General features: G+C 70.5%; 21 protein-coding genes. 16 read left to right on the forward strand and 5 right to left on the reverse strand.

Going from position 1 to position 21,356, the window contains the following annotated elements:
• Positions 1-14: 14 nt before the first annotated feature.
• Positions 15-1,460, reverse strand: coding sequence for an MFS transporter (locus AB7I40_RS09655; protein ID WP_428347232.1), 1,446 nt, complete (start codon positions 1,458-1,460; stop codon positions 15-17).
• 114 nt (positions 1,461-1,574) lie between these two features.
• Here AB7I40_RS09655 and AB7I40_RS09660 point away from each other — a divergent pair, with 114 nt between their 5' ends.
• Genes AB7I40_RS09660 through AB7I40_RS09670 form a run of 3 tightly spaced genes read left to right on the forward strand, consistent with a single transcriptional unit; the run spans position 1,575 to position 5,227 of the window.
• Positions 1,575-2,132 (forward strand): TetR/AcrR family transcriptional regulator, encoded by a 558-nt coding sequence (locus tag AB7I40_RS09660; protein ID WP_428347233.1) that lies wholly within the window; start codon positions 1,575-1,577, stop codon positions 2,130-2,132.
• A 10-nt stretch (positions 2,133-2,142) separates the two neighbouring features.
• Complete coding sequence (gene purL, locus AB7I40_RS09665) at positions 2,143-4,401, forward strand: phosphoribosylformylglycinamidine synthase subunit PurL (RefSeq protein ID WP_428347234.1); 2,259 nt, start codon at positions 2,143-2,145, stop codon at positions 4,399-4,401.
• A gap of 4 nt (positions 4,402-4,405) precedes the next feature.
• Positions 4,406-5,227, forward strand: coding sequence for an alpha/beta hydrolase family protein (locus AB7I40_RS09670; protein WP_428347235.1), 822 nt, complete (start codon positions 4,406-4,408; stop codon positions 5,225-5,227).
• Positions 5,228-5,280: 53 nt separating this feature from the next.
• Here AB7I40_RS09670 and AB7I40_RS09675 read toward each other — a convergent pair whose 3' ends face one another.
• A complete protein-coding gene (locus AB7I40_RS09675; protein WP_428347236.1) occupies positions 5,281-5,991 on the reverse strand; it encodes a hypothetical protein in 711 nt (236 codons plus the stop codon).
• A 67-nt stretch (positions 5,992-6,058) separates the two neighbouring features.
• Here AB7I40_RS09675 and AB7I40_RS09680 point away from each other — a divergent pair, with 67 nt between their 5' ends.
• Entirely contained in the window at positions 6,059-7,012 is a 954-nt protein-coding gene (locus AB7I40_RS09680) for a helix-turn-helix transcriptional regulator (RefSeq protein WP_428347237.1), read from the forward strand.
• Here AB7I40_RS09680 and AB7I40_RS09685 read toward each other — a convergent pair.
• Positions 7,002-8,243, reverse strand: coding sequence for an MFS transporter (locus AB7I40_RS09685; protein WP_428347238.1), 1,242 nt, complete (start codon positions 8,241-8,243; stop codon positions 7,002-7,004). The genes AB7I40_RS09680 and AB7I40_RS09685 overlap by 11 nt on opposite strands.
• A gap of 122 nt (positions 8,244-8,365) precedes the next feature.
• Between AB7I40_RS09685 and AB7I40_RS09690 the strand changes: the two genes are divergently transcribed.
• The 7 genes from AB7I40_RS09690 to AB7I40_RS09720 all read left to right on the forward strand — a co-directional run bounded on the left by AB7I40_RS09690 (position 8,366) and on the right by AB7I40_RS09720 (position 14,612).
• On the forward strand, positions 8,366-9,298 hold the full coding sequence (locus AB7I40_RS09690; protein WP_428347239.1) for an NAD(P)/FAD-dependent oxidoreductase: 933 nt from the start codon (positions 8,366-8,368) through the stop codon (positions 9,296-9,298).
• A 10-nt stretch (positions 9,299-9,308) separates the two neighbouring features.
• Positions 9,309-9,872: a helix-turn-helix domain-containing protein gene (locus AB7I40_RS09695; protein WP_428347240.1), complete on the forward strand. Its 564-nt coding sequence runs from the start codon at positions 9,309-9,311 to the stop codon at positions 9,870-9,872.
• Complete coding sequence (locus AB7I40_RS09700; protein ID WP_428347241.1) at positions 9,872-10,222, forward strand: sterol carrier family protein; 351 nt, start codon at positions 9,872-9,874, stop codon at positions 10,220-10,222. Before AB7I40_RS09695 ends, AB7I40_RS09700 begins: the two co-directional genes overlap by 1 nt.
• 10 nt (positions 10,223-10,232) lie before the next feature.
• On the forward strand, positions 10,233-11,573 hold the full coding sequence (locus tag AB7I40_RS09705) for a dipeptidase (RefSeq protein ID WP_428347242.1): 1,341 nt from the start codon (positions 10,233-10,235) through the stop codon (positions 11,571-11,573).
• Positions 11,574-11,598: 25 nt separating this feature from the next.
• Positions 11,599-13,155 carry an amidophosphoribosyltransferase gene (gene purF / locus AB7I40_RS09710; RefSeq protein WP_428347243.1) on the forward strand — a complete coding sequence of 519 codons (1,557 nt, stop codon included), beginning with the start codon at positions 11,599-11,601 and terminating at the stop codon, positions 13,153-13,155.
• 11 nt (positions 13,156-13,166) lie between these two features.
• A complete protein-coding gene (gene purM, locus AB7I40_RS09715) occupies positions 13,167-14,276 on the forward strand; it encodes a phosphoribosylformylglycinamidine cyclo-ligase (protein WP_428347244.1) in 1,110 nt (369 codons plus the stop codon).
• Positions 14,277-14,417: 141 nt separating this feature from the next.
• Complete coding sequence (locus AB7I40_RS09720; RefSeq protein WP_428347245.1) at positions 14,418-14,612, forward strand: DUF3073 domain-containing protein; 195 nt, start codon at positions 14,418-14,420, stop codon at positions 14,610-14,612.
• 61 nt (positions 14,613-14,673) lie between these two features.
• Here the strand turns inward: AB7I40_RS09720 and AB7I40_RS09725 are convergent, their stop codons facing one another.
• Entirely contained in the window at positions 14,674-15,768 is a 1,095-nt protein-coding gene (locus AB7I40_RS09725) for a Glu/Leu/Phe/Val family dehydrogenase (protein ID WP_428347247.1), read from the reverse strand.
• Between the two features lie 226 nt (positions 15,769-15,994).
• Between AB7I40_RS09725 and AB7I40_RS09730 the strand changes: the two genes are divergently transcribed.
• Positions 15,995-16,195 (forward strand): BldC family transcriptional regulator, encoded by a 201-nt coding sequence (locus tag AB7I40_RS09730; protein WP_428347248.1) that lies wholly within the window; start codon positions 15,995-15,997, stop codon positions 16,193-16,195.
• Here the strand turns inward: AB7I40_RS09730 and AB7I40_RS09735 are convergent.
• Positions 16,175-17,575 carry a hypothetical protein gene (locus AB7I40_RS09735; RefSeq protein ID WP_428347249.1) on the reverse strand — a complete coding sequence of 467 codons (1,401 nt, stop codon included), beginning with the start codon at positions 17,573-17,575 and terminating at the stop codon, positions 16,175-16,177. The two genes, AB7I40_RS09730 and AB7I40_RS09735, sit on opposite strands and share 21 nt — an antisense overlap.
• Positions 17,576-17,625: 50 nt before the next feature.
• Here AB7I40_RS09735 and AB7I40_RS09740 point away from each other — a divergent pair, with 50 nt between their 5' ends.
• Genes AB7I40_RS09740 through AB7I40_RS09755 form a run of 4 tightly spaced genes read left to right on the forward strand, consistent with a single transcriptional unit; the run spans position 17,626 to position 21,343 of the window.
• A complete protein-coding gene (locus AB7I40_RS09740; protein ID WP_428347250.1) occupies positions 17,626-18,036 on the forward strand; it encodes an acyl-CoA thioesterase in 411 nt (136 codons plus the stop codon).
• Positions 18,033-19,097 (forward strand): LLM class flavin-dependent oxidoreductase, encoded by a 1,065-nt coding sequence (locus AB7I40_RS09745; protein ID WP_428347251.1) that lies wholly within the window; start codon positions 18,033-18,035, stop codon positions 19,095-19,097. Before AB7I40_RS09740 ends, AB7I40_RS09745 begins: the two co-directional genes overlap by 4 nt.
• Positions 19,098-19,101: 4 nt before the next feature.
• Positions 19,102-20,163, forward strand: a complete 1,062-nt coding sequence (locus AB7I40_RS09750; protein ID WP_428347252.1) for an NAD(P)H-binding protein — start codon at positions 19,102-19,104, stop codon at positions 20,161-20,163.
• Positions 20,164-20,191: 28 nt separating this feature from the next.
• Positions 20,192-21,343: a glycosyltransferase gene (locus tag AB7I40_RS09755; RefSeq protein ID WP_428347253.1), complete on the forward strand. Its 1,152-nt coding sequence runs from the start codon at positions 20,192-20,194 to the stop codon at positions 21,341-21,343.
• Positions 21,344-21,356 lie beyond the last annotated feature (13 nt).

A 21,356-nucleotide genomic window follows, 5' to 3' on the forward strand; every position in this document is an offset into this window, starting at 1 on the left:
TACAGATCTGTAATTCACAGACGACCCGCGGGCAGGCTCCTCGCGCGCCGTGTTCGCAGCACCGCGGTGCTGACCAGGAAGGCGACCAGCGCGAAGGTGGCCGAGGTGAGGAACGCGGACCGGGCACCGGGGAGGAACTCGCCGGGGACTGCACCGGCGGCGTACACCGACACGATCACCGCGACGCCGACCGCGCTGCCGAGCTGCTGGGTGGTCTGCAGCAGACCGGAGGCCGAGCCGGCGTGCTCCGACTCGACACCGGCCAGCGCAGTCGCTGTGACGGGCATGAAGACCAGTCCGGCCGACAGGCCGTTGAGCAGCATCGGCGCGAACACGGCGCCGAAGTAGGTGCTGGTCGCGCCGACCTCGCTGAGCAACACGAAGCTCGTGGTCAGCCCCAGGGTGCCGACCATGATCAGGGCGCCGGGTCCGAACCGGGCGACGAGCCGTGGCGTGACCCGCGACATCGCGAAGATGCCCAGGCTCAGCGGTAGGAAGGCGAAGCCGGACGCGAGCGGGCCGAAGCCGAGGACCCGCTGGACGTACTGCACCACCAGGAAGAACATCGACAGCTGGGCGCCGACCACCAAGGCCATGACGGCAAGCGCTGCGATCCGGCGCCCGCTGCGCAGCAGATGCGGCTGGATCATGGGGTGGGCAACCCGGCGCTCGATCATCGCGAGTGCCGTGAGCGCCGCGATGCCGAGAGCCAGTGCGCCCAGGGTCCGCGGTGAGGTCCAGCCGTGCTCCGGGGTCCCGATGAGGGCCCACACCAGCGAGACGGCCCCCAGGGTCGCAGTCACCGCGCCACCGACGTCGAACCTGCCCGGGCGCTGCTCGGTCTCGGTCACGAAGCGCCGCGCCAGCAGCAGGACGGCGATCCCGATCGGGACGTTGATCCACAGCGTCCAGCGCCACGAGCCGACATCGGTGACGAAGCCACCCAGCAGGAGCCCCAGTGAGGCGCCGCCGGAGGAGACCGCGGCGAAGAGTGCGAAGGCTCGGTTGCGGGCTGCCTCGTCCGGGGCGCTGGTGGTCAGCAGCGCCAGCACGCTCGGGGCGGCCATCGCGGCGCCGACCCCTTGGGCGGCGCGGGCCGCGACCAGCCAACCCGGGGTCTGGGCCAGGCCGCCGAGCAACGAGGCGGCGGTGAACAGCGCCAGGCCGAGCTCGAAGAGGCGCAGCCGTCCGCGAACGTCGCCGAGCCGTCCTCCGAGGAGCAGGAGCCCGCCGAAGGCGAGGGTGTAGCCGTTCAACACCCACGAGAGGGACGCCGGGCCGAAACCGAGGTCGGCGTCGATGGCGGGCAGGGCGACGTTCACGACCGTGGCGTCGAGGACGAGCATCAGCTGGGCCACCAGGACGATGGCGATCCCGGTCGCGGCGCGCGCGGCGTCCGGCGGGAGCTCGGTGGGTAGGTCTGGGTGGACTGTGGTGCGGGCGGTCTCGGATACAGACATGTTTCTCTGGTGTCCTGTTCTGGCCGGGTGGGCCGACGTAGACTAGGCGGAGGATGGCTCCGGTTCTGGAGACGACGATACGGAGACAGTCTCCGTTTAGCAAGGGGTGATGTGATGCGCGCCGATGCGCAGCGCAACCGCGACCGGATCGTCGAGGTCGCCCGCGTCGTCTTCCGCGAGCAGGGGTACGACGCCTCGCTCGACGAGGTCGCCCGGCGCGCCGGGGTCGGGCCGGGCACGCTCTACCGTCACTTCCCCCAGCGCGAGAACCTGATCGACGCGATCATGCAGAGCTGGGTCGACCGGGTCACCGACGCCGCCGACAAGGCCGTGGTGCGCGAGGGTTCGCCCCGCGAAGTCCTGCTCGGCTGGTTCGAGGACTACGTCGGACTCATCAGCCTGCACAAGGGCGGGCCGGCCAAGATCACCTCAGCCCTGGGCGACGAAGGGTCGCCGATCGTGACGAAGTGTCAGACCCTCACCCGGGCGACCGACCGGATCGTGGAGCGACTCGCCTCCGACGGTGCGCTGCGCGAGGGGGTCGACTCGGTGCAGATGTGCCGCCTCGTCGGAGGTGTCGCGACCGTGGCGGACCAGGGTGATCTGGGCAGCGACGTCGTACGCCCTCTTCTCGAAGTGGTCGCCGACGGGATGCTGCGCTCACACCGGTAGATTGTCGCCCGTGCCAGAGACCCGCCCCCAGCTCGACACCGTTGCCCTCGCCGCCGATGACCCCGCCCGGGACCAGCCCTGGTCCGAGCTCGGCCTGAAGGCCGACGAGTACCAGGAGATCCGCGAGATCCTCGGGCGTCGTCCCACCAGCTCCGAGCTGGCGATGTACTCGGTGATGTGGAGCGAGCACTGCTCCTACAAGTCCTCCAAGGTGCACCTCAAGCAGTTCAGCGAGATCCCGCAGGAGACCCCGGTCGGCAAGATGCTCGCCGGCATCGGGGAGAACGCCGGAGTGCTCGACATCGGCCAGGGCTATGCGGTCACCTTCAAGATCGAGTCCCACAACCACCCCTCCTACGTGGAGCCCTACCAGGGCGCCGCCACCGGAGTGGGCGGCATCGTGCGCGACATCCTGGCGATGGGCGCTCGTCCGGTCGCGGTGATGGACCCGCTGCGATTCGGTCCTCTCGACGCCGCCGACACCCATCGGGTCCTGCCCGGGATCGTGGCCGGCGTCGGTGGCTACGGCAACTGCCTGGGCCTGCCCAACATCGGCGGCGAGGCCGTCTTCGACGAGACCTACCTCGGCAACCCGCTGGTCAACGCGCTCTGCGTGGGCGTGCTGCGCCACGAGGACCTGCACCTGGCCAACGCGACCGGCGAGGGCAACCAGGTCATCCTCTACGGCGCCAAGACCGGCGGCGACGGCATCGGCGGGGTGAGCATCCTGGCCAGCGAGACCTTCGAGGACACCGGCCCGGCGAAGCGGCCCAGCGTCCAGGTCGGCGACCCGTTCATGGAGAAGCTGCTGATCGAGTGCACCCTGGAGATCTTCGCCGCCGGTCTCGTCGCAGGGATCCAGGACCTCGGCGGCGCCGGCCTGTCCTGCGCCACCTCCGAGCTGGCCAGCGCCGGCGACGGTGGCATGCACGTCCGTCTCGACCAGGTCCCGCTGCGTGACTCCACCCTCGCGCCGGAGGAGATCCTGATGAGCGAGTCGCAGGAGCGGATGATGGCGGTGGTCGAGCCCCGCCACGTGCCGGCGTTCCTCGCGATCTGTGCGAAGTGGGAGGTGGACGCCACCGTCGTCGGTGAGGTCACCGACACCGGTCGGCTGCAGATCGACTGGCACGGTGAGCGCGTGGTCGACGTACCCCCGCGCTCGGTGGCGCACGACGGCCCGACCTACCACCGCCCGTTCGCCCGACCGGACTGGCAGGACGCGCTCCAGGCCGATGCGGCCGAGGCGCTGCCTCGGCCGGCCTCCGGCGAGGAGCTGCGCGAGACGCTGCTGCGTCTGGTCGCCAGCCCCAACCTCTGCGACAAGTCGTGGATCACCGACCAGTACGACCGCTACGTGCGCGGCAACACCGTCCTGGCCCAGCCCGAGGACTCCGGCATGATCCGGGTCGACGAGGAGACCAACCTGGGGGTCGCGGTCGCCACCGACTGCAACGGCCGGTTCGCGAAGCTCGACCCCTACACGGGCGCACAGCTGGCACTCGCGGAGTCCTACCGCAACGTCGCCACCAGCGGCGCCCGGCCGCTCGCGATCTCGGACTGCCTCAACTTCGGCTCCCCCGAGGATCCCGACGTGATGTGGCAGTTCGTCGAGGCCTGCCGTGGTCTCAAGGAGGCATGCCTCGAGCTCGGCATCCCGGTCACCGGCGGCAATGTGAGCCTCTACAACCAGACCGCTGAGACAGCGATCCTGCCCACGCCCGTGGTGGCGGTGCTCGGGGTCATCGACGACGTCACCCGGCGTACGCCGAGCGGCTTCGTCGCCGACGGCGAGCAGGTCGTGCTCCTGGGCCAGACCCGCGACGAGCTGTCGGGCTCGGAGTGGGCCCACGTCGTCCACGGACACCTCGGTGGTCTCCCGCCCCGCGTCGACCTCGGTGCCGAGCGCGCCCTGGCCGAGCTGCTGGCGGCGGCCGTCGGCACCATCACCAGCGCCCACGACCTCTCCGACGGCGGCCTGGCCCAGACGCTGGCGGAGTGCGCGATGCGGCGGGGCATCGGTGCCGTGGTCGACCTGGCCGGGGACCCGTTCGTCCAACTCTTCTCCGAGTCCGCCGCCCGGGTGCTGGTGACCGTCCCCCAGGGCGCATTCGACGACCTGGCTGCACTGGCCGCCGCCCACGGGGTGCCGCTGGCCGTGATCGGACGGACCGGGGGCAGCGACCTCGTCGTCGAGGGGCAGTTCGCGGTGCCTGTCGAGACCATCCGCTCCGCGTGGTCGGCCACCCTTCCCGCGGCGCTCGGCTGATCGTGTGCGCCTCGCCCGGCGGACCCTGCTGGCCGGCTCGGTCGCGGCGCTGGCAGGTTGTGGAGCCGCACCGGTGAAGGAGGGCGCGGGCACCTCGTCGGGGTTCGCCCGGATCGACTACGGCGCCGACCCGAGCCAGTACGCCGAGCTCACCCGTCCCGCCACGGCCTCGCGCGGCGTGGTCGTGGTGATCCATGGCGGGTTCTGGAAGGCGGCCTACGACCTTTCGCTGGGGCGGCCGCTCGTGCCGAGCCTCGTGGCCGCCGGATGGTCGGTGCTCAACCTCGAGTACCGCCGCGTCGGCTCGGCCCTGGGTGGCGGTGGTGGCGTGCCGGCGACTCTGGACGACGTCGCGGCTGGGATCGATGCGCTGGCGGAAGTCGAGGGCCTGGACACCACGACGGTGGTGACGCTGGGTCATTCGGCCGGCGGCCACCTCGCCACGTGGGCGGCCGCGCGCGGGCGGTTCGGCTTCTCCGAGCGGGTCCCGGTGACCGCGGTCATCTCGCAGGCCGGGGTGCTCGATCTGCGAGCGGCGTACGCCGGCGGCCTCGGCGACGGGGCGGTCGAGGCGTTCTTGGGCCACCCCCCAGGGCCAGGGGATGAGGCCGCCGACCCGATCCGGCAGTTGCCGCTCGACGTGCCCGTGTGGTGCGTGCACGGGCGCTCGGACGACACTGTGCCCTTCACCCAGTCCCAGGACTACGTGGCCGCTGCCACGGCCGCCGGTGCGCGCGCCGAGCTCGTCGCGGTCGAGGGCGACCACTTCGTCGTGATCGATCCCGCGTCGCCGGCCTGGCGGCGCACCCTCGCCCTCCTCCCCTGACCTGTCGCAGATGTACGCGCAGATCGCGCCGACCTGTCGCAGATGTGCACGGGTCAGTCGGGCAGCAGTGAGATCTTCTGCCAGATCTTGCGCGACATCCCAGTGGTCAGCGCTTCGATGGTGCTGACGGTGTCCAGCACGACGGCGTCACGGGAGGCCTCAGCGCACAGCGCGGCGGCCTTGCCGACCAGGCTGAGCAACTCCGAGCAGTAGTCGAGATAGCGCTCCATCTCGTCCCGGGTCAGGTCGTTCCGCGTGCTCGCCGATGTCGGCACGAACGAGGAGCGCAGCTGTTCGGGATCCTTGGCCAGCTGGTGCATGTCGATCACGTGGGCCATGGATCGGAGCTGGTGCAGCAGCTCGAGGGTGCGCCCGCGCCGGATCCGCTCGGGGAACGAGTAGAGGAAGAACACCGCGATCGCGGCGTACACGAGATCACTGATGACCGTGCCCAGCAACGGCAGCCACACCAGCGAGCTGTGCAGCGTCTCCTCCCGCAGTACGTCGCGCACCGTGAAGCCGAGCGCCACCACGGTCGCCGCGAGGACCACCACCATCAGCACCCGAGACCACAGGCGAGCCGTGCGCACCCGGCCCTGGCTCTCGCTCGACACACTGGCCACCTCGTCGACCAGCCGGAGCAGATCGAGCGCCGCCCGGCGTAGTCCGCGCTCGGGGAACCGGGCGTTGATCCGGTCGTGCAGGGTCTCGACGATGCGCCGGACCGGGTCCGCGTTCAGCTGCTCCGACGCCTGGGGACTCACGGGCCACACCCTAGGGCAGCGCGATTGCGGCCACTAGCCGTCCGCAATCCCTCCTATGCTCACTGCCATGAGCACCAGTGCCCGCATGCTGCGACTGCTGTCGCTGCTGCAGACCCATCGTTACTGGCCCGGCGGTGAGCTCGCGGACCGCCTCGAGGTGAGCGCCCGGACCCTCAGGCGCGACATCGACCGCCTGCGTGAGCTCGGTTATGACGTCGAGGCGGCCCGCGGGGTCGCTGGGGGCTACCAGCTGCGCGCCGGCGGCTCGCTACCCCCGCTGCTGCTCGAGGACGAGGAGGCCGTGGCGATCGCCGTCGGGCTGCGCACCGCGGCTGCCTCCGCGGTCGGGGGACTGGAGGAGACCACCGTCCAGGCGCTGACCAAGGTGATCGGGTTGATGCCGCCGCAGCTGCGCCGCCGCATGGATGCCGTGCGGTCCCAGACCGACCCCGCCCCGTCGTACGGCCCGAGTGTCGACGCCGAGACCCTCACCACGTTGGCGCAGGGCTGCCGCGACGACGAACTGGTGACCTTCGGCTACACCGCGCGAGGCGCCGAACCGAGCGAGCGACGCGTCGAGCCCCATCGGCTGGTGGCGCTCGGACGCCGGTGGTACCTCGTCGCCTATGACCGAGATCGCCACGACTGGCGCAGCTTCCGCGTCGATCGTGTGCGTGGCGCGAGGCTGTCAGGGGTTCGCTTCCGTGGACGCGAACTGCCCGCGCCCGACGCGTTGAGCTTCGTGCGGGCCGGCATCCGCGAGCGGCCGCAGCGGTACGCCGTCAGGGTGCGGCTGTTGGCTCCCGCCGACGTCGTGCCCGGCCATGTTCGACGTTGGGTGGACGTGTCCGAGGACGGCGATACGAGCCTGCTCACCATGAATGCCGACGAGCTGACCTGGCCGTTGATGCTGCTGGCCGGGATCGAGGCCGAATTCGTGGTGGAGTCGCCGGAGGAGCTGGTCGAGGCCGTGGACCGGACTGCAGGCCGCTTCGCACGGTCGGCCACGGTCAGACGCTGACGGCGACCTGCTCCTCACGCACCCACTCGGCCGGCCGCGGCACGCTGCGCACGCTGGAGCTCAGGGTGGGGATGAGGGCGACCGCCGCCGTGAGCGCTCCGAGCGCCAGGACTGCCGGTGCGCCGCCGAACCCGGTCAGTGCCACTCCGGCGAGCAGGGGCGCGAGCGGGAGGGTGGACATGGAGACGAACTGCATCGCGGACTGGACCCGGCCCTGGAGGTCGGCGGGAGTGACTGCGATCCGGTAGGCGCCGATGCCGGCGTTGCCGGCCGGGTTGAGGAAGACCCCGACGCCGAGTGCTGCGGCCACCACGGCCGGGTGGTTCCACAGGGCCATGGGGATCAGCAGCGGGACGAAGCTCCACGCCACCACGACGGTCAGTCGCCCGGTGCGGAACCGGTCGATGATCCACGGGGCCACGATCGCCCCGGCGATGCCCGCCACGCCCGCGGCTGTCTCGACCAGGCCGATGTGCACCGGGTCGACGCCACTGTCGATGAGGCGCAGCACGGCCACGAAGAACACGGCGTTGACCATGAGGTTGGCACCCGCGGCCCACACCATCAGCACGCGGAAGAACGGGCGTTGCCGGATGAAGGTCAGGCCGGCGAGCAGGTCCTCGCGGGGGTGCTTGTGCGTGGGGCTGGCGGAGAGATCGGTGCGGATCCGGCCCAGCAGCACCCACGAGATCGTGAACGTCACGGCGTCGGCGGCGAACGGCAGCCAGCGGGTCACGCCGTACAGCAGGCCGCCCACGGGTCCACCCAGTAGGGCGGCGACGTGCTGGCGCGCCTGGTTCTGCGACAGGGCGGTGGGCAGGTCCTCGGAGCGGACCACGGTGCGCAGGGCCGAGATCTCGGCCGGGGCGAACACCGCGACCCCGGCGCCGGTGAGGAAGGCCACGATGAACAGGTGGACGAGGGTGAGCTCGCCCACGAGTGCTGCCAGCACCAGGGAGGCGTAGAGCAGGGCGCCGGACGCGCTGGCGAAGCGCATCAGGAGGCGTCGGTCGACCCGGTCGGCGAGCACGCCGGCTGGCAGCAGGGTCACCGCCAGTCCCACGAGGTGGCTGCTCTCGGCTGCGGCCGCGATCAGGGCGGACCCGGTGAGCTGGAACGCGAGGAGCGGGAAGACGAACATGCTCATCCGGCTGCCGAGCTCGCTGATCGTCTGGCCGATCCACAGCACGGTGAAGTCGTGGTTGCGAGCGAGGGTACGAAAGCTGGTCATAATCAGCACGTTAACGTGCGCAATAGATAATGCGCAAGTAGTAGTGCGAAACTTTCCTGAGGCAGGTTGCCGAAGCGGCAAGATGACTTGCAGTTCCCGGGTGGACAGGCGAATCTCGACGCATGGATGACCGAATGGACTTCGATGTGATCGTGATCGGCGGCGGAGCCGCCGGACTCAGTGCTGCGACGACGCTGGCACGCGCCCGTCGGGCCGTGGTCGTGCTGGACGCTGGCGAGCCTCGCAATGCGCCGGCGGCAGGTGTGCACGGCTTCCTCGGCCACGACGGTGTCCCGCCGCTCGAGCTGCTGGCCAGGGGCCGGGCCGAGCTGGCCGGCTACGGCGGCGAGTTCCGGTCCACCCGGGTGACCGGCACTGAGCGGCTCGCCGGCGGCTTCGCCGTGGTCCTCGCCGACAGTGGCCGCGTCACGGCACTCCGCCTCGTGGTCACCACGGGCCTGGTCGACGTGCTTCCGGACGTCCCGGGCCTGCGCGAGCGTTGGGGCCGTGATGTCCTGCACTGCCCCTACTGCCACGGCTGGGAGGTGCAGGACCTCGAGATCGCGGTCCTGGCCACCGGGCCCATGGCCCTTCATCAGGCGTTGCTGTTCACGCAGTGGAGCTCCGACATCGTGTTGCTGCTCAACGACCAACCCGATCCCGACCCGGACTGGCTCCGCAGGTTCGAGGCCCGTGGCGGGCGCACGGTACGGCCGCGGGTCGACGCAGTGGAGACCAGGGATGACGCCCTGTCGGGCGTCCGACTGGTCGACGGCAGCGTCGTACCCTGCCAGGCGATGGTCGTCGGAGCGCCGGTCCGGGCCCGTTCGGAGTTCCTGGCCGGACTGGGCTTGACCACGGCAGACTTCCTGATGGGCGAGCACGTGGTCGGCACGCACGTAGCGGCAGACGCGTTGGGACAGACCGCGGTCCCCGGCGTCTACGTCGCCGGCAACGTCACCGACCCGACCAGCCAGGTGGTGGCGGCCGCCGCGGCCGGGATGAAGGTCGGCGCATGGATCAACGCGGAGCTCATCCAGGCCGAGGCCGGTTAACCTGCGGGGTATGCCCGAGGAGCCCCCACACGTCCACGACCCGCGTGTCCTGCGCGCGATCGCCCATCCGGTCCGCAACCGGATCCTCGAGGAGCTCAGCGCCGGTGGTCCGCAACGAGCCGCCGACATGGCCGCGGTCCTCGGCGTACCGGCCAACCAGGCAAGCTTCCACCTGCGTCAGCTGGCGAAGTACGGACTGGTCGTCGAGGCCCCGGAGGCGGCCCGCGACGGGCGGGACCGGGTCTGGAAGGCAGCGCACGAGTCCGGGCTGACCATCGACCTGAACGAGCTCGCGGCTACGCCCGGCGGGAAGGCAGCCGCCACCGTCTACCGTCGCGAGGCCGCCGCGGCGGCACGCGACGCCGTGGATCGCGCCTACGGCGCCGAGCGTCAACCCGACTCCACCGTGGTCATCAGCGACTCGGCGCTCCGCCTCACCCGGGCCGATGCCCGAGCCCTGGCGGCCGAGCTCGAGGCCCTCGTGGAGAGCTGGCGCCAGCGCGGACAGCACAGCGGCCCCGACGCGCGGACCTACCAGCTGCTGCAGATCCTCCAACCGATGCGCGAGGCCTGATGCCGCCGCGCCTGAGACCGGCCGACCCGGCGGCCGTCGCCGCTGCCCTGGCCGCCCCCGAGCGCGGCCGTGCCGAGCTGAAGCTGCTCACCAAGCACTTCATGGCAGTGCTCGCCGAGCGGTCCCCCGGCAACTCGGTGGAGCTTCGAGTGCCGCCGTACGCCGCGGTGCAGGTGGTGCCCGGCGTCCGCCACACCCGGGGTACGCCGCCGGCCGTGGTCGAGCTCGACGCGCAGACGTGGATCGCGTTGGCCACCGGAGAGCTGGCCTGGTCGGTGGCGACCCGGGACGGCCGGGTGCTGGCCTCGGGGGAGCGCACCGACCTGTCGGCGTACCTGCCGCTCACCTAGTCTGGCGGGCATGACTGAGGAGATGCGCGCCATCGTGCGCGAGTTGTTGCCCGGCGTCCGAGCCAACCTCGAGGACCTGGTCAGGATCGAGTCGGTGAGCGCCGATCCGGCACGGGCCGGGGAGGTCCAGCGCAGTGCCGAGGCGGTCGCAGAACTCTTCTCCGCGGAGGGCTTCGAGGTGCAGATCACCAGCGCCGACGGTGGCGCCCCGGCCGTCATCGCGCATCGGGCCGGTCCGGCAGGTTCGCCCACGGTGCTGCTGTATGCCCATCACGACGTGCAGCCCGAGAACGACCACGCCGAGTGGGACTCCCCGCCGTTCGAGCCGACCGAGCGGGACGGTCGGCTCTATGCGCGCGGCGCTGCGGACGACAAGGCCGGCATCGCTGCCCACCTGGCTGCCGTGCGTGCCTGGGGCGACGACCTCCCGGTGAGCGTGACCATGTTCATCGAGGGTGAGGAGGAGGTCGGCTCCGACACCCTCTCCGCGCTGCTCACCAGGCACCGCGACGAGCTCGCCTCCGACGTGATCGTCATCGCCGACTCGACCAACTGGGACATCGGCGTGCCGGCGCTCACGACCAGTTTGCGTGGCCTGGTGCGCGCCGACATCGAGGTGCGCACCCTCACCCACGCCGTGCACTCCGGCATGTGGGGCGGCCTGGTCCCCGACGCCCTGATCACGCTGAGCCGGCTGATCGCCACCCTGCACGACGACGCCGGCAACGTCGCCGTCGCGGGCCTGTACGCCGGCCCGGCCGCCGACGTCGACTACCCCGAGGAGCGCTTGCGTGCTGAGTCGGGCGCCGTGCCCGGCGTGCAGTGGATCGGCTCCGGATCCACCGTCGAACGCCTGTGGACCCGGCCGTCGCTGTCGATCACCGGTCTCGACGCCCCCCAGGTCGACGGCGCCAGCAACACCCTCGTCGCGAGCGCCCGCGCCAAGGTCTCGCTGCGCATCGCCCCAGGTGACACCACCGACAATGCCGTGGCCCGCCTGCGCGCCCACCTTGAGGAGCGGGTGCCGTGGGGCGCGGAGTTCACGATGACGGTGGTGGACACGGGCGAGGCGACAAGGATCGAGGCGAGCGGCCCGGCGTACGACGCGGCGCGCTCGGCGTTCCGCGACGCCTGGGACGGCACCGAACCGGTGGACATGGGAGTGGGTGGCTCGATCCCGTTCATCGCCGAGTTCCTTGAGGCGTTCCCGGCCGCGAGCGTGCTCGTGACCGGTGTGGAGGACCCGGACACGCGTGCCCACGGAGCCAACGAGGGCCTGCACCTGGCCGAGTTCGAGCGGGTCTGTCTGGCCGAGGCGCTGTTGCTCGGCCGCCTCGGTGGCCGTCTCTGACGTTCGGGGCCGTAGACTGCTGACCGTGGCCAACCCCCTCCCCACGCGCCCGTCCTCTCGCAAGGGCGGCGACGGGCGACTGACCGCGGCTCTCGACCCGCACGACCAGGGTCCTCAGGACGCGTGCGGCGTCTTCGGGGTCTGGGCTCCGGGTGAGGACGTCGCCAAGCTGACCTACTTCGGTCTCTACGCCCTGCAGCACCGTGGCCAGGAGTCAGCTGGCATCGCGGTGAGCAACGGCCGCCAGATCCTCGTCTACAAGGACATGGGCCTGGTCTCGCAGGTCTTCGACGAGTCCACACTCAACTCCCTCAAGGGTCACCTCGCCATCGGGCACAGCCGCTACTCGACGACCGGCGCCAGCACGTGGGAGAACGCCCAGCCGACCTTCCGGCCCACCGCCGACGGCTCCATCGCACTGGGTCACAACGGCAACCTCATCAACACCCATGAGCTGTCCGAGCTGGTGGACGCGCTGCCCGGTCCGGCCGACCAGCTGGACCTTCACACCCGCCCGCAGGAGACCTCGACCAACGACACCAGCCTGGTCACGGCGCTGCTGGCACACCACCCCGACACCTCCTTGGAACAGCGCGCGCTCGAGGTGCTGCCGTTGCTTCGGGGGGCCTTCTGCTTCGTGTGGATGAACGAGGACACCCTCTACGCTGCGCGCGATCCCCAGGGCATCCGCCCGCTCGTCCTGGGCCGGTTGGACCGGGGTTGGGTGGTGGCCAGCGAACAGGCCGCACTGGCCACGATCGGCGCCAGCGTCGTGCGTGAGGTGGAGCCCGGCGAGATGATCGTCATCGACGAGAACGGTCTGCGCTCCTACACGTTCGCCGAGCCGGAGCGGAAGGGTTGCGTCTTCGAGTACGTCTACCTGGCCCGGCCCGACGCGACCATCGCCGGGCGCAGCGTGCACGAGGCTCGCGTCGAGATGGGCCGGCAGCTGGCCCGCGAGTTCCCGGTCGAGGCCGACCTGGTGATGCCGGTCCCCGAGTCGGGCACCCCCGCCGCCGCCGGTTATGCCGAGGAGAGCGGCATCCCCTTCGGGCAGGGGTTCGTCAAGAACGCCTACGTCGGGCGCACCTTCATCCAGCCCAGCCAGACCCTGCGCCAGCTGGGCATCCGCCTCAAGCTCAACGCCCTGGACCACATGATCCGCGGCAAGAAGATCGTGGTCGTCGACGACTCCATCGTGCGCGGCAACACCCAGCGCGCCCAGGTCCGGATGCTGCGGGAGGCGGGCGCCCTGGAGGTGCACGTGCGCATCTCCTCGCCCCCGGTGAAGTGGCCCTGCTTCTACGGCATCGACTTCGCCACGCGTGCGGAGTTGATCGCCAACGGGCTGGACGTCGAGGAGATCCGGTCCAGCATCGGAGCCGACAGCCTGGGCTACATCTCGCTCGAGGGCATGGTCGATGCGACCAGCCAGAGCGCAGACCGGCTCTGCAAGGCCTGCTTCACCGGCGAGTACCCGATCGAGCTCCCGGATGAGAGCCTGCTCGGCAAGCACCTGCTCGAGGTGTCGCTGAACTCACCCACCCTGGGCAAGGCGCTGCCTGTCCTCAACAACCCCTGAGGAGCACCCACGTGTCCGAGTTCGAGCCCTCGACAGATCAGCCCTTCAACACCGCCTACGCCGAAGCCGGCGTCAACATCGAGGCTGGGGACCGGGCCGTCGAGCTCATGAAGGGCTGGATCGACAAGGCGCGTCGTCCCGAGATGATCGGCGGGATCGGCGGGTTCGCCGGGCTCTTCGACGCCTCGGCCCTGACCAAGTACGACCGCCCCCTCCTGGCGACCTCCACCGATGGGGTGGGCACGAAGGTCGCGATCGCCCAGGCGATGGACCGACACGACACGATCGGGTTCGACCTGGTCGGGATGGTCGTGGACGACCTCGTGGTGTGTGGCGCCGAGCCGCTCTTCATGACCGACTACATCGCCACGGGGCGAGTGATCCCTGAGCGGATCGCAGCGATCGTCAAGGGCATCGCGGAGGGCTGCGTGATGGCCGGTTGCGCCCTGATCGGCGGGGAGACCGCGGAGCACCCCGGGCTGCTCGAGGTCGATGAGTACGACGTCGCGGGCGCGGCGACCGGCGTGGTGGAGGCCGACCGGCTCCTGGGCCCCGGCCGGGTCCGTCCCGGTGACGCGGTGATCGCGATCGCGTCGAGCGGGTTGCACTCCAACGGATACTCCCTGGTCCGCCACGTCCTGCTCGCCGATCCCTCGCAGGGCGGTCTGGGGTGGCAGCTCGATCGCGACGTACCCGAGCTGGGGCGGACGCTGGGTGAGGAACTGCTCGAGCCGACCAGGATCTATGCGAAGGCCTGCCTGGACGTCGCGGCCGAGACGGCCACCCATGCCATGTCCCACATCACCGGTGGAGGACTGGCCGCCAACCTCGAACGCGTGTTGCCGGTCGAGCTGACGATCACGATCGATCGCGCCACCTGGACACCGGCACCCATCTTCGATCTCGTTCGACAGGCCGGCAGCGTGCCCCAGGGAGACCTGGAGCAGACGCTGAACTGCGGCGTCGGCATGGTCGCGCTGACCGCCCCGCATGATGCCGACAAGGCGATCGCCGTGCTGGCCCGCCACGGGATCCCCGCCTGGGTCGCCGGCTCGGCAGACGTGGCGTCGGGGTCCAACGGCGGCCGCGTCGAGCTGGTGGGGCAACACTCGGGCTGGTGACCGACCAGCGCCACGATGACCAAAAGTGGCCCGGGTGTGCGGGAACAGCCACCGAGCAGGTAGCGTTGTCCTCACGATAATTCTGACAGTCAGACCGGGAGCCACAGTGCCCCGGCCAAGCGTGCGAGGGGGTCGGACCCTATGGGGCGCGGCCGAGCTAAGGCAAAGCAGACGAAGGTCGCTCGCGACCTGAAGTACCGCACTCATGAGACGGACTTCGGGGCGTTGGCCGCCGAGCTGCATGGAGGAGACACCGGAAACGGTGCCGACATCAAGCAGGTGGAGTCGTCCGACGAGGACGACTGGCCTGATTACGTCGATTCGCGACGCGACTGAACTCCTGATCGAGCACGACCCACACTTCTCGGGCGACGCCCCTGAAGTGTGAGGTGCGCCCTCAGGACGATGGGTTGAGCCAGATCCCGCGCAGCCGGCCCACCTCGTGCATGCGTCGCTCGGCCAGGCGGTCGGCTGCCACCGCAGGGGGGACGCCGTCTGCGGCTGCGAGGTCGAAGACCCGACGGGTCGTCTCGAAGATGCCGCTGGCTCGCTGGTGGGCACGCTCGAAGGAGAAGCCGTCGAGCTCGTCGGCGACCTGGATGAGGCCGCCGGAGTTCACGCAGTAGTCCGGGGCGTAGAGGATGCCGCGATCAGCCAGGGACTTCTCGACGCCGGGGTGGGCCAGTTGGTTGTTGGCGGCTCCGCAGACGATCCGGGCCGAGAGCACGGCCACGACCTCGTCGGTGAGGGCGTGCCCCAGGGCGCACGGTGCGTAGACATCGAGCGGGGTGGCGACCAGTCGGTCCGTGGACTCCACGACGGTGACCTGCGGGAACTCTGTCCTGAGCCGTTCCACGGCGGGTTGGTAGACGTCGGTGACGACCACGGAGGCCCCGTCCTCGATGAGCAGGCCGGTGAGGTGGCGACCGACCTTGCCTACGCCGGCGATGCCGACGGTGCGTCCGGCGAGCGTGGGACTGCCCCACGTCACCTCGGCGCTGGCGCGCATGCCCTGGAAGACGCCGAAGGCCGTCAGGACGCTGCTGTCGCCTGCGCCGCCATGGGCGACCGTGCGGCCGGTGACGTAGGAGCACTCCCGGGCCACGTGGTCCATGTCCTCTGAGTAGGTGCCGACGTCGCAGGCCGTGAGGTAGCGACCACCCAGCGACTGCACGAACCGGCCGTAGGCGCGCAGCAGCGCCTCGGACTTGAGCGTGTGCGGGTCGCCGATGATGACCGCCTTGCCGCCACCCAGGTCGAGTCCTGCCAGCGCGGCCTTGTAGGACATCGAGCGAGACAGGTTGAGCGCGTCCTGGACTGCCTCATCGGTGGTCGCATAGGGGTGGAAGCGGGTGCCGCCCAGTGCGGGGCCCAGTGCCGTGGAGTGGATGGCGACGACCGCCTTGAGGCCGGTTGCGGCGTCCTGGCAGAAGACCACCTGCTCGTGGTCGCGGCTGAGGTCGAACAGGTCGGGGGCGGGCGTCTGGCTCATCGTGGATCAGTCCTTGTGGCATCAGGGTGGTGATGGTGAGGTCGACCTCCCGATGGGTGGGGGAAATGTCGGCCTTTAATTGCACACTAATCGGGTAAAGAAGGTAAAAATGCGCCGCCTGCGTCCAGTTCTCTTTTGAGACACCCGCTAGCAAGTGGCACACTCTAATCATCCCACCTGGCTCGCGGGGAGCACCGGTAGGGATGGAAAGTGTGGCAACCATCATATGAGCGCTAACTCCACGGATTCCGAGACCCTGCTGACGCCTGCTGAGGTGGCCGCAATGTTCCGGGTCGACCCCAAGACGGTCACCCGGTGGGCCAAGGCGGGCAAGATCAGCTCGATTCGGACCCTTGGAGGTCATCGGCGTTTTCGTGAGACCGAGATCCGTCGCCTGCTCGACGGCTCAGCGCCCGTCGAGGACTGATCCAGGCAGCTCTCCGGTGCGCATGACCACCACGTCGCCGTGCGTGCCGTACCCGAGGATTCCCCCGCCGTAGCGGGTCCCGTCGAAGGTCAGCATCAGCCAACCGTCACCGTCGGGAAGCACCATCGGCCAGGGAATGTTCGTCGGATACGGGGCGTCCAGCACGTCGATCTCGGTCATCGTCAGGTCGTAGACGGGAAAGCGCTCGCGACGGTCCAGGCGATTGTCCCGGCCGTCACTGGCCACCAGTCGCCACGTGTGGTCGATCTCGACCAGGACGGTGCCTTCGGTGGCTCTGCGGGTGAGGTCCTCACCCACCAGCTCGAGTGCACCCAGGCTGGTGCCGCGACACAGGGCTGGGTGGAAGTCGAAGAACTTGCTGGCGGTCACGAAGGCCACGTGCCACAGCCCCTCGATCCGGGTCAGATGCGGGTCCCAGACCCCCACGCCCGTCGTGGGCAGGTCCAGGTAGGTGGTGTCCAGCACGTGCTCGCCGTTGAGCAGGTCCGCCTGGGTGCGCGCGAGGGTGATCTCGACACCGGTGCGATCGAAGTCCCCCCACGTGCTCGTGGCCACCAGCCACTCGGCTCCGTCACGGACCAGGTGGGTGGCGTGGTCGCCGAACACGCCGGGCACATCCGGGCGGTGGAAGAAGAGGTTCGACCGGTGCTCCAGCTCGTGGGTGTCCGGGTCGAACGTCCAGACCCCCGTGTGCCCGGTGTCGAAGAAGCCCGGCCCGGCGTGGGTGGCGGTCAACACGATGCGGTCCTCGTGTCGCACCACCTGGCCGTCGGCGTGGGTGGCGACATGGAGGTCACGCAGTCCCAGCTGTCCGAAGGACCCCTGCCGCAGGCGCGCCATCGGGGCCGGAGCCGCGTCCGGGTGCGTCCACTCGAAGCCGGCCTCGAGATGGTCCAGGAACGCCTCGGCGCGCGTGTCCCACACTCCCAGCAGGTCCACGCGAGCCCGGGCCGCCCAGGTGCCGCGATGCGCGGTCAACACGGTCAGGTGGGTGCCGGTCAGAGTCAGGGCCAGTGATCCGGTGACCGCACCCCCGTCGAGCCGGCCGAAGCGGCGACTGCGGTGGGAGGTGGTCGTGCCGTCAGCCGATCCCAGATCGATGCCGAGCAGGCGTCGCCTACCGTCGTACCACCCAAGGAGCCGTCGGCCGTCGCCGCACGTCCAGCCGAAGCTGAGGCGGCCGCTCACCTCGCCCGGCGCCAGGTCCACGACCAGGGCCAGGTACGGCGCCTGTGCCGGCGCCGCGGTCCAGATGGAGGTGGGCGGCTCGCCGGGCCAGGTGAGGTCGGTGCGGACCTGGTCGGGGGCGAGCAGGGCCACGGGTCGGAGCCGATCGCGGATCTCGAACCGTGGCAGCACCTGCACACTCTCTCAGGCCTGTCGTGCCGGCACCGGCGATACTGGGGGAGATGACCGACGTGACCCCGGCCTGGCTGCCCCTGCGCTTTCGTGACCTCGACGCGTACGGGCACGTCTACCACGCCGAATACCTGACCCTTCTCGACGACGCCCGCACGCAGTGGTTCACGCAGCTCGGGCTGTCCGGCGACGGTGACTACGTGCTGGCCAGGATGGAGATCGACTGGGTGAGCCCTTTGGGGCCCGCGGATCGCTCGGTGCGCGTCGACTTCGCTGTCGAGGCGGTCGGCACGAAGAGCCTGACCCTGGCCGAGACGATGTATGCCGACGACGGCCGTGCGGTGGCCCGGAGCCGCTCGGTGACGGTTCGCTGGGACCGAGCAGCCGCTGCGTCGCTTCCGCTGACTCCAGCGGACCGCCGCATCCTCGAGGAGCTGCGAGCCACGGAGGGCAGGCCATGAACCTCGAACCGCTGGGGACCCCTGAGGCCCCCACCTTCGGGCTGGACACGTTCGGTGACGTGGCCCTGCACCCGGACGGCACCGCTGTGAGCCATCCCGAGGCCATCGGCCAGGTCGTCGCCGAGGCCGTGGTGGCCGAGCAGGTCGGGCTCGACTTCTTCGGCATCGGTGAACATCACCGCCCCGACTTCTCCGTCAGCTCACCGGACGTGGTGCTGGCCGCCATCGCCGGTCAGACCAGTCGGCTGCGGCTCGGCACGTCGGTCACGGTGCTGAGCTCCGATGACCCCATCAGGGTCTTCCAGCGGTTCTCGACGCTCGACGCCGTCTCCGGCGGCCGCGCCGAGGTGACCCTTGGTCGAGGCTCCTTCACCGAGTCCTTCCCCCTGTTCGGGCTGTCGCTGGACGACTACGAGACGCTCTTCAGTGAGAAGCTCGACCTCTTCACCCAGCTTCTCCAGGAGCGCCCGGTCACCTGGGAGGGCACCTTCCGTCCACCGCTGGTCGCGGGCCAGGCCTTCCCTCGCACGGCTCACGGCCTGACCGCCTGGATCGGTGTGGGAGGCACCCCCGAGTCGGTGGTCCGTGCGGCGTCGTACGGCCTGCCCCTGGTGGTGGCCGTGATCGGCGGATCGCCGGCCCGCTTCGAGCCGCTCGTGGACCTCTACCACCGCGCCCTGGAGCACTACGGGCACGGCACCCGGCCGATCTCGATGCACAGCCCCGGCCACGTCGCGGTGACCGACGAGCAAGCGCGCGAGGAGATGTACCCGCACCAGGCCGCCGCTTTCACCAAGATCGGTGCCGAACGCGGCTGGCCGCCGTACACGCCTGAGCAGTTCGACGACGGTGCCGGCCCGACGGGGTCGCTGTTCGTCGGATCTCCGGAGACGGTCGCCACCAAGATCGCCTGGGCGATCCGGACCCTGGGGCTCTCGCGCTTCCAACTGAAGTACGCCGTGGGCACCCTGCCGCACGAACAGCGGCTCAGCTCGATCCGCCTGTACGGCGAGGAGGTGGTCCCGCGGGTGCGTGAGCTGTTGGCCCGGCGGGCAGACTGAGGTCATGCGCATTCTCGTCGCGGGAGCGACCGGCTACATCGGGTCCCGACTGGTGCCCGAACTCCTGAGCCGGGGCCACGCGGTGGTGGCGGCATCGTCGTCGGTCCCCAGGCCCGAGCGGTTCAGCTGGGGAACCGAGGTCGAGAACGTCGTGATGGATGCCACCGACCCGGCCGCGGTCCTCGAGGCCCTCTGCGAGGTGGACGCGGTGTGCTACCTGATCCACAGCCTGCAGGTGCGCGGCTTCGGCGCGCGTGACCGCCTGGCGGCGGTGAACGTACGCCGTGGAGTCGACGCCCAAGGTGTACGCCGCGTGGTCTACCTGTCCGGCCTGGTGCCCGACGTGGCGCAGACAGATCTGTCGCCCCACATCGCCTCGCGGCTCGAGGTGGAGCAGGCCCTGGCGCAGAGCAGCGCCGCCACCCTGTCGCTGCGCGCGGGCGTGGTGATCGGTGCCGGCTCGACCTCGTTCGAGATCGTGCGCCAGACCGCCTCGGCGCTGCTCGTCCAGCCCATCCCGACCTGGATGAACTCGAAGGTCCAGCCGATCGCCGTCTCGGACACGATCCGGGTCCTGGCCGACGCCTTGGAGAGCTCCACTGTGGGAGCCGTGGACATCGGCGGTCCGGACGTCGTCTCCTATCCGCAGCTGTTGGCGACCTACGCCGACCTGGCTGGCCTGTACCGCGCACAGGTGCCGACCCTGGGGCCGCCGACGAACCTGACGGCCCTGGCTGCGGGCTTCGCGTGCGCGGCGCCGTACTGGACGGTGGCTGCGCTGGTGCACAGCCTGCGCCACGACATGGTGTGTCGGCCCGGCCAGCCGGATCCGGCGGTCATGGACCCGGAGGACGCGCTGGGGCTGCGCGAAGCCATCGGTCGCGCGCTCGTCGATCACGGCTCTCCCGAGGCCGGGGTGACGAGCGATCCGGCCTGGTCCCAACCACCCCGCTGGGACGGCACGGTGCTGGGGGTGGGGCTCCCGGGCGCAAGGATCGCGTCGGCCGCCAGCCACGTGGCCGAGCACCGGATCCGTGGTCTACTGGGTCTCATCTCACCTGGCTGAGTCCGGTGGGCCGCCCAGGAGGCCTCTGATGCGCGTGCTCTTCTCCTCGACGTGGGGCGTCGGCCACGTCTTCCCGATGGTGCCGTTGGCCACGGCGTTCGTGGCCGCCGGGCACGAGGTCCGCTGGGCCACCAACGAGCCGGCCACTCGGGCCGTTGCCGCAGCCGGATTGGACGTCGTCGGGGTCGGTCTCGACACCGCTGGGGTGCGGGAGGTCGCCGGTCGCCTGCGCGCCCACAACGACAACGTGCGGCCCCAGGACCGCGCCGCCTACGCGTTCCCGCACATGTTCGGCGCCTGGGCCGCGCCGGTGATGCTCCCCGACCTCCTGGCTGTCGCCACCTCCTGGGAGCCCGACCTGATCATCCACGAGCAGGCCGAGCTGGCCGCGCCCCTGGTCGGCGCCCTGCTCGAGGTGGACACGTTCACCCACAGTTTCGGCGGTGCCGTGCCGGCCGCCTTCGTCGAGGCCGCCGCCGAGCAGCTGTCCGAGCTGTGGGAGAGCCACGGGCTCGACGTACCTCGCTACGCGGGCTGCTTCGCCGCTGGATACCTCGACATCTGCCCGACCTCGGTGCAGACCCAATCCCTGGAGCACGTCCCGCGACGCCTGTCGATCCGGCCGGAGGCCTACACCGGTGAGCCGCACGGTGAGCTTCCTGCGATCGTGACAGCCGAAGACCGACGACCGTTGGTGTACCTGACCCTGGGGACCGTCTTCGCGCCCGTCCCGGTGCTGGCCGAGGCGGTCCGGGGGATCGCCGCCCTACCGGTCCGGGTCCTGGTCTCGGTCGGCCCGATGGGCGATCCCGCTGCGCTCGGGGACCAGCCGGACAACGTGTCCAGCGTGACCTGGGTCCAGCAGTCCGAGGTGCTGCGGCACAGCGCCGTGGTGGTCTCGCATGCGGGCTCCGGCACCTTCCTCGGTGCCCTGGCGTTGGGCCTTCCCCAGCTCTGCCTGCCACAGGCGGCCGACCAGTTCCGCAACTCCGAGGCAGCGATCTCCACTCGATCAGGACTGGTGCTGCCGCCACCGGAGGTCTCCTCCGAGCAGGTCCGCGATGCGGTGCACTCACTCCTCCGTGAGGAGACCTACCGTGCGGGCGCTGCTCTGGTGGCCGCCGAGATCGCGGCGATGCCGGCTCCCGCCGATGTGGTCGCGACCCTCGCCCCACGGTGACCCGGCGACGCCG

The sequence above is a fragment of the Nocardioides sp. genome, from assembly GCF_050246775.1.
Taxonomy (GTDB): Bacteria; Actinomycetota; Actinomycetes; order Propionibacteriales; family Nocardioidaceae; genus Nocardioides.

Coding starts and splice junctions, on each gene's coding strand:
- AB7I40_RS09655 (WP_428347232.1), bottom strand. CDS start 1,460: ATGTCTGTATCCGAGACCGCCCGCACCACAGTCCACCCAGACCTACCC.
- AB7I40_RS09660 (WP_428347233.1), top strand. CDS start 1,575: ATGCGCGCCGATGCGCAGCGCAACCGCGACCGGATCGTCGAGGTCGCC.
- AB7I40_RS09680 (WP_428347237.1), top strand. CDS start 6,059: ATGAGCACCAGTGCCCGCATGCTGCGACTGCTGTCGCTGCTGCAGACC.
- AB7I40_RS09685 (WP_428347238.1), bottom strand. CDS start 8,243: ATGACCAGCTTTCGTACCCTCGCTCGCAACCACGACTTCACCGTGCTG.
- AB7I40_RS09690 (WP_428347239.1), top strand. CDS start 8,366: ATGGATGACCGAATGGACTTCGATGTGATCGTGATCGGCGGCGGAGCC.
- AB7I40_RS09695 (WP_428347240.1), top strand. CDS start 9,309: ATGCCCGAGGAGCCCCCACACGTCCACGACCCGCGTGTCCTGCGCGCG.
- AB7I40_RS09700 (WP_428347241.1), top strand. CDS start 9,872: ATGCCGCCGCGCCTGAGACCGGCCGACCCGGCGGCCGTCGCCGCTGCC.
- AB7I40_RS09705 (WP_428347242.1), top strand. CDS start 10,233: ATGACTGAGGAGATGCGCGCCATCGTGCGCGAGTTGTTGCCCGGCGTC.
- AB7I40_RS09720 (WP_428347245.1), top strand. CDS start 14,418: ATGGGGCGCGGCCGAGCTAAGGCAAAGCAGACGAAGGTCGCTCGCGAC.
- AB7I40_RS09725 (WP_428347247.1), bottom strand. CDS start 15,768: ATGAGCCAGACGCCCGCCCCCGACCTGTTCGACCTCAGCCGCGACCAC.
- AB7I40_RS09730 (WP_428347248.1), top strand. CDS start 15,995: ATGAGCGCTAACTCCACGGATTCCGAGACCCTGCTGACGCCTGCTGAG.
- AB7I40_RS09740 (WP_428347250.1), top strand. CDS start 17,626: ATGACCGACGTGACCCCGGCCTGGCTGCCCCTGCGCTTTCGTGACCTC.
- AB7I40_RS09745 (WP_428347251.1), top strand. CDS start 18,033: ATGAACCTCGAACCGCTGGGGACCCCTGAGGCCCCCACCTTCGGGCTG.
- AB7I40_RS09750 (WP_428347252.1), top strand. CDS start 19,102: ATGCGCATTCTCGTCGCGGGAGCGACCGGCTACATCGGGTCCCGACTG.
- AB7I40_RS09755 (WP_428347253.1), top strand. CDS start 20,192: ATGCGCGTGCTCTTCTCCTCGACGTGGGGCGTCGGCCACGTCTTCCCG.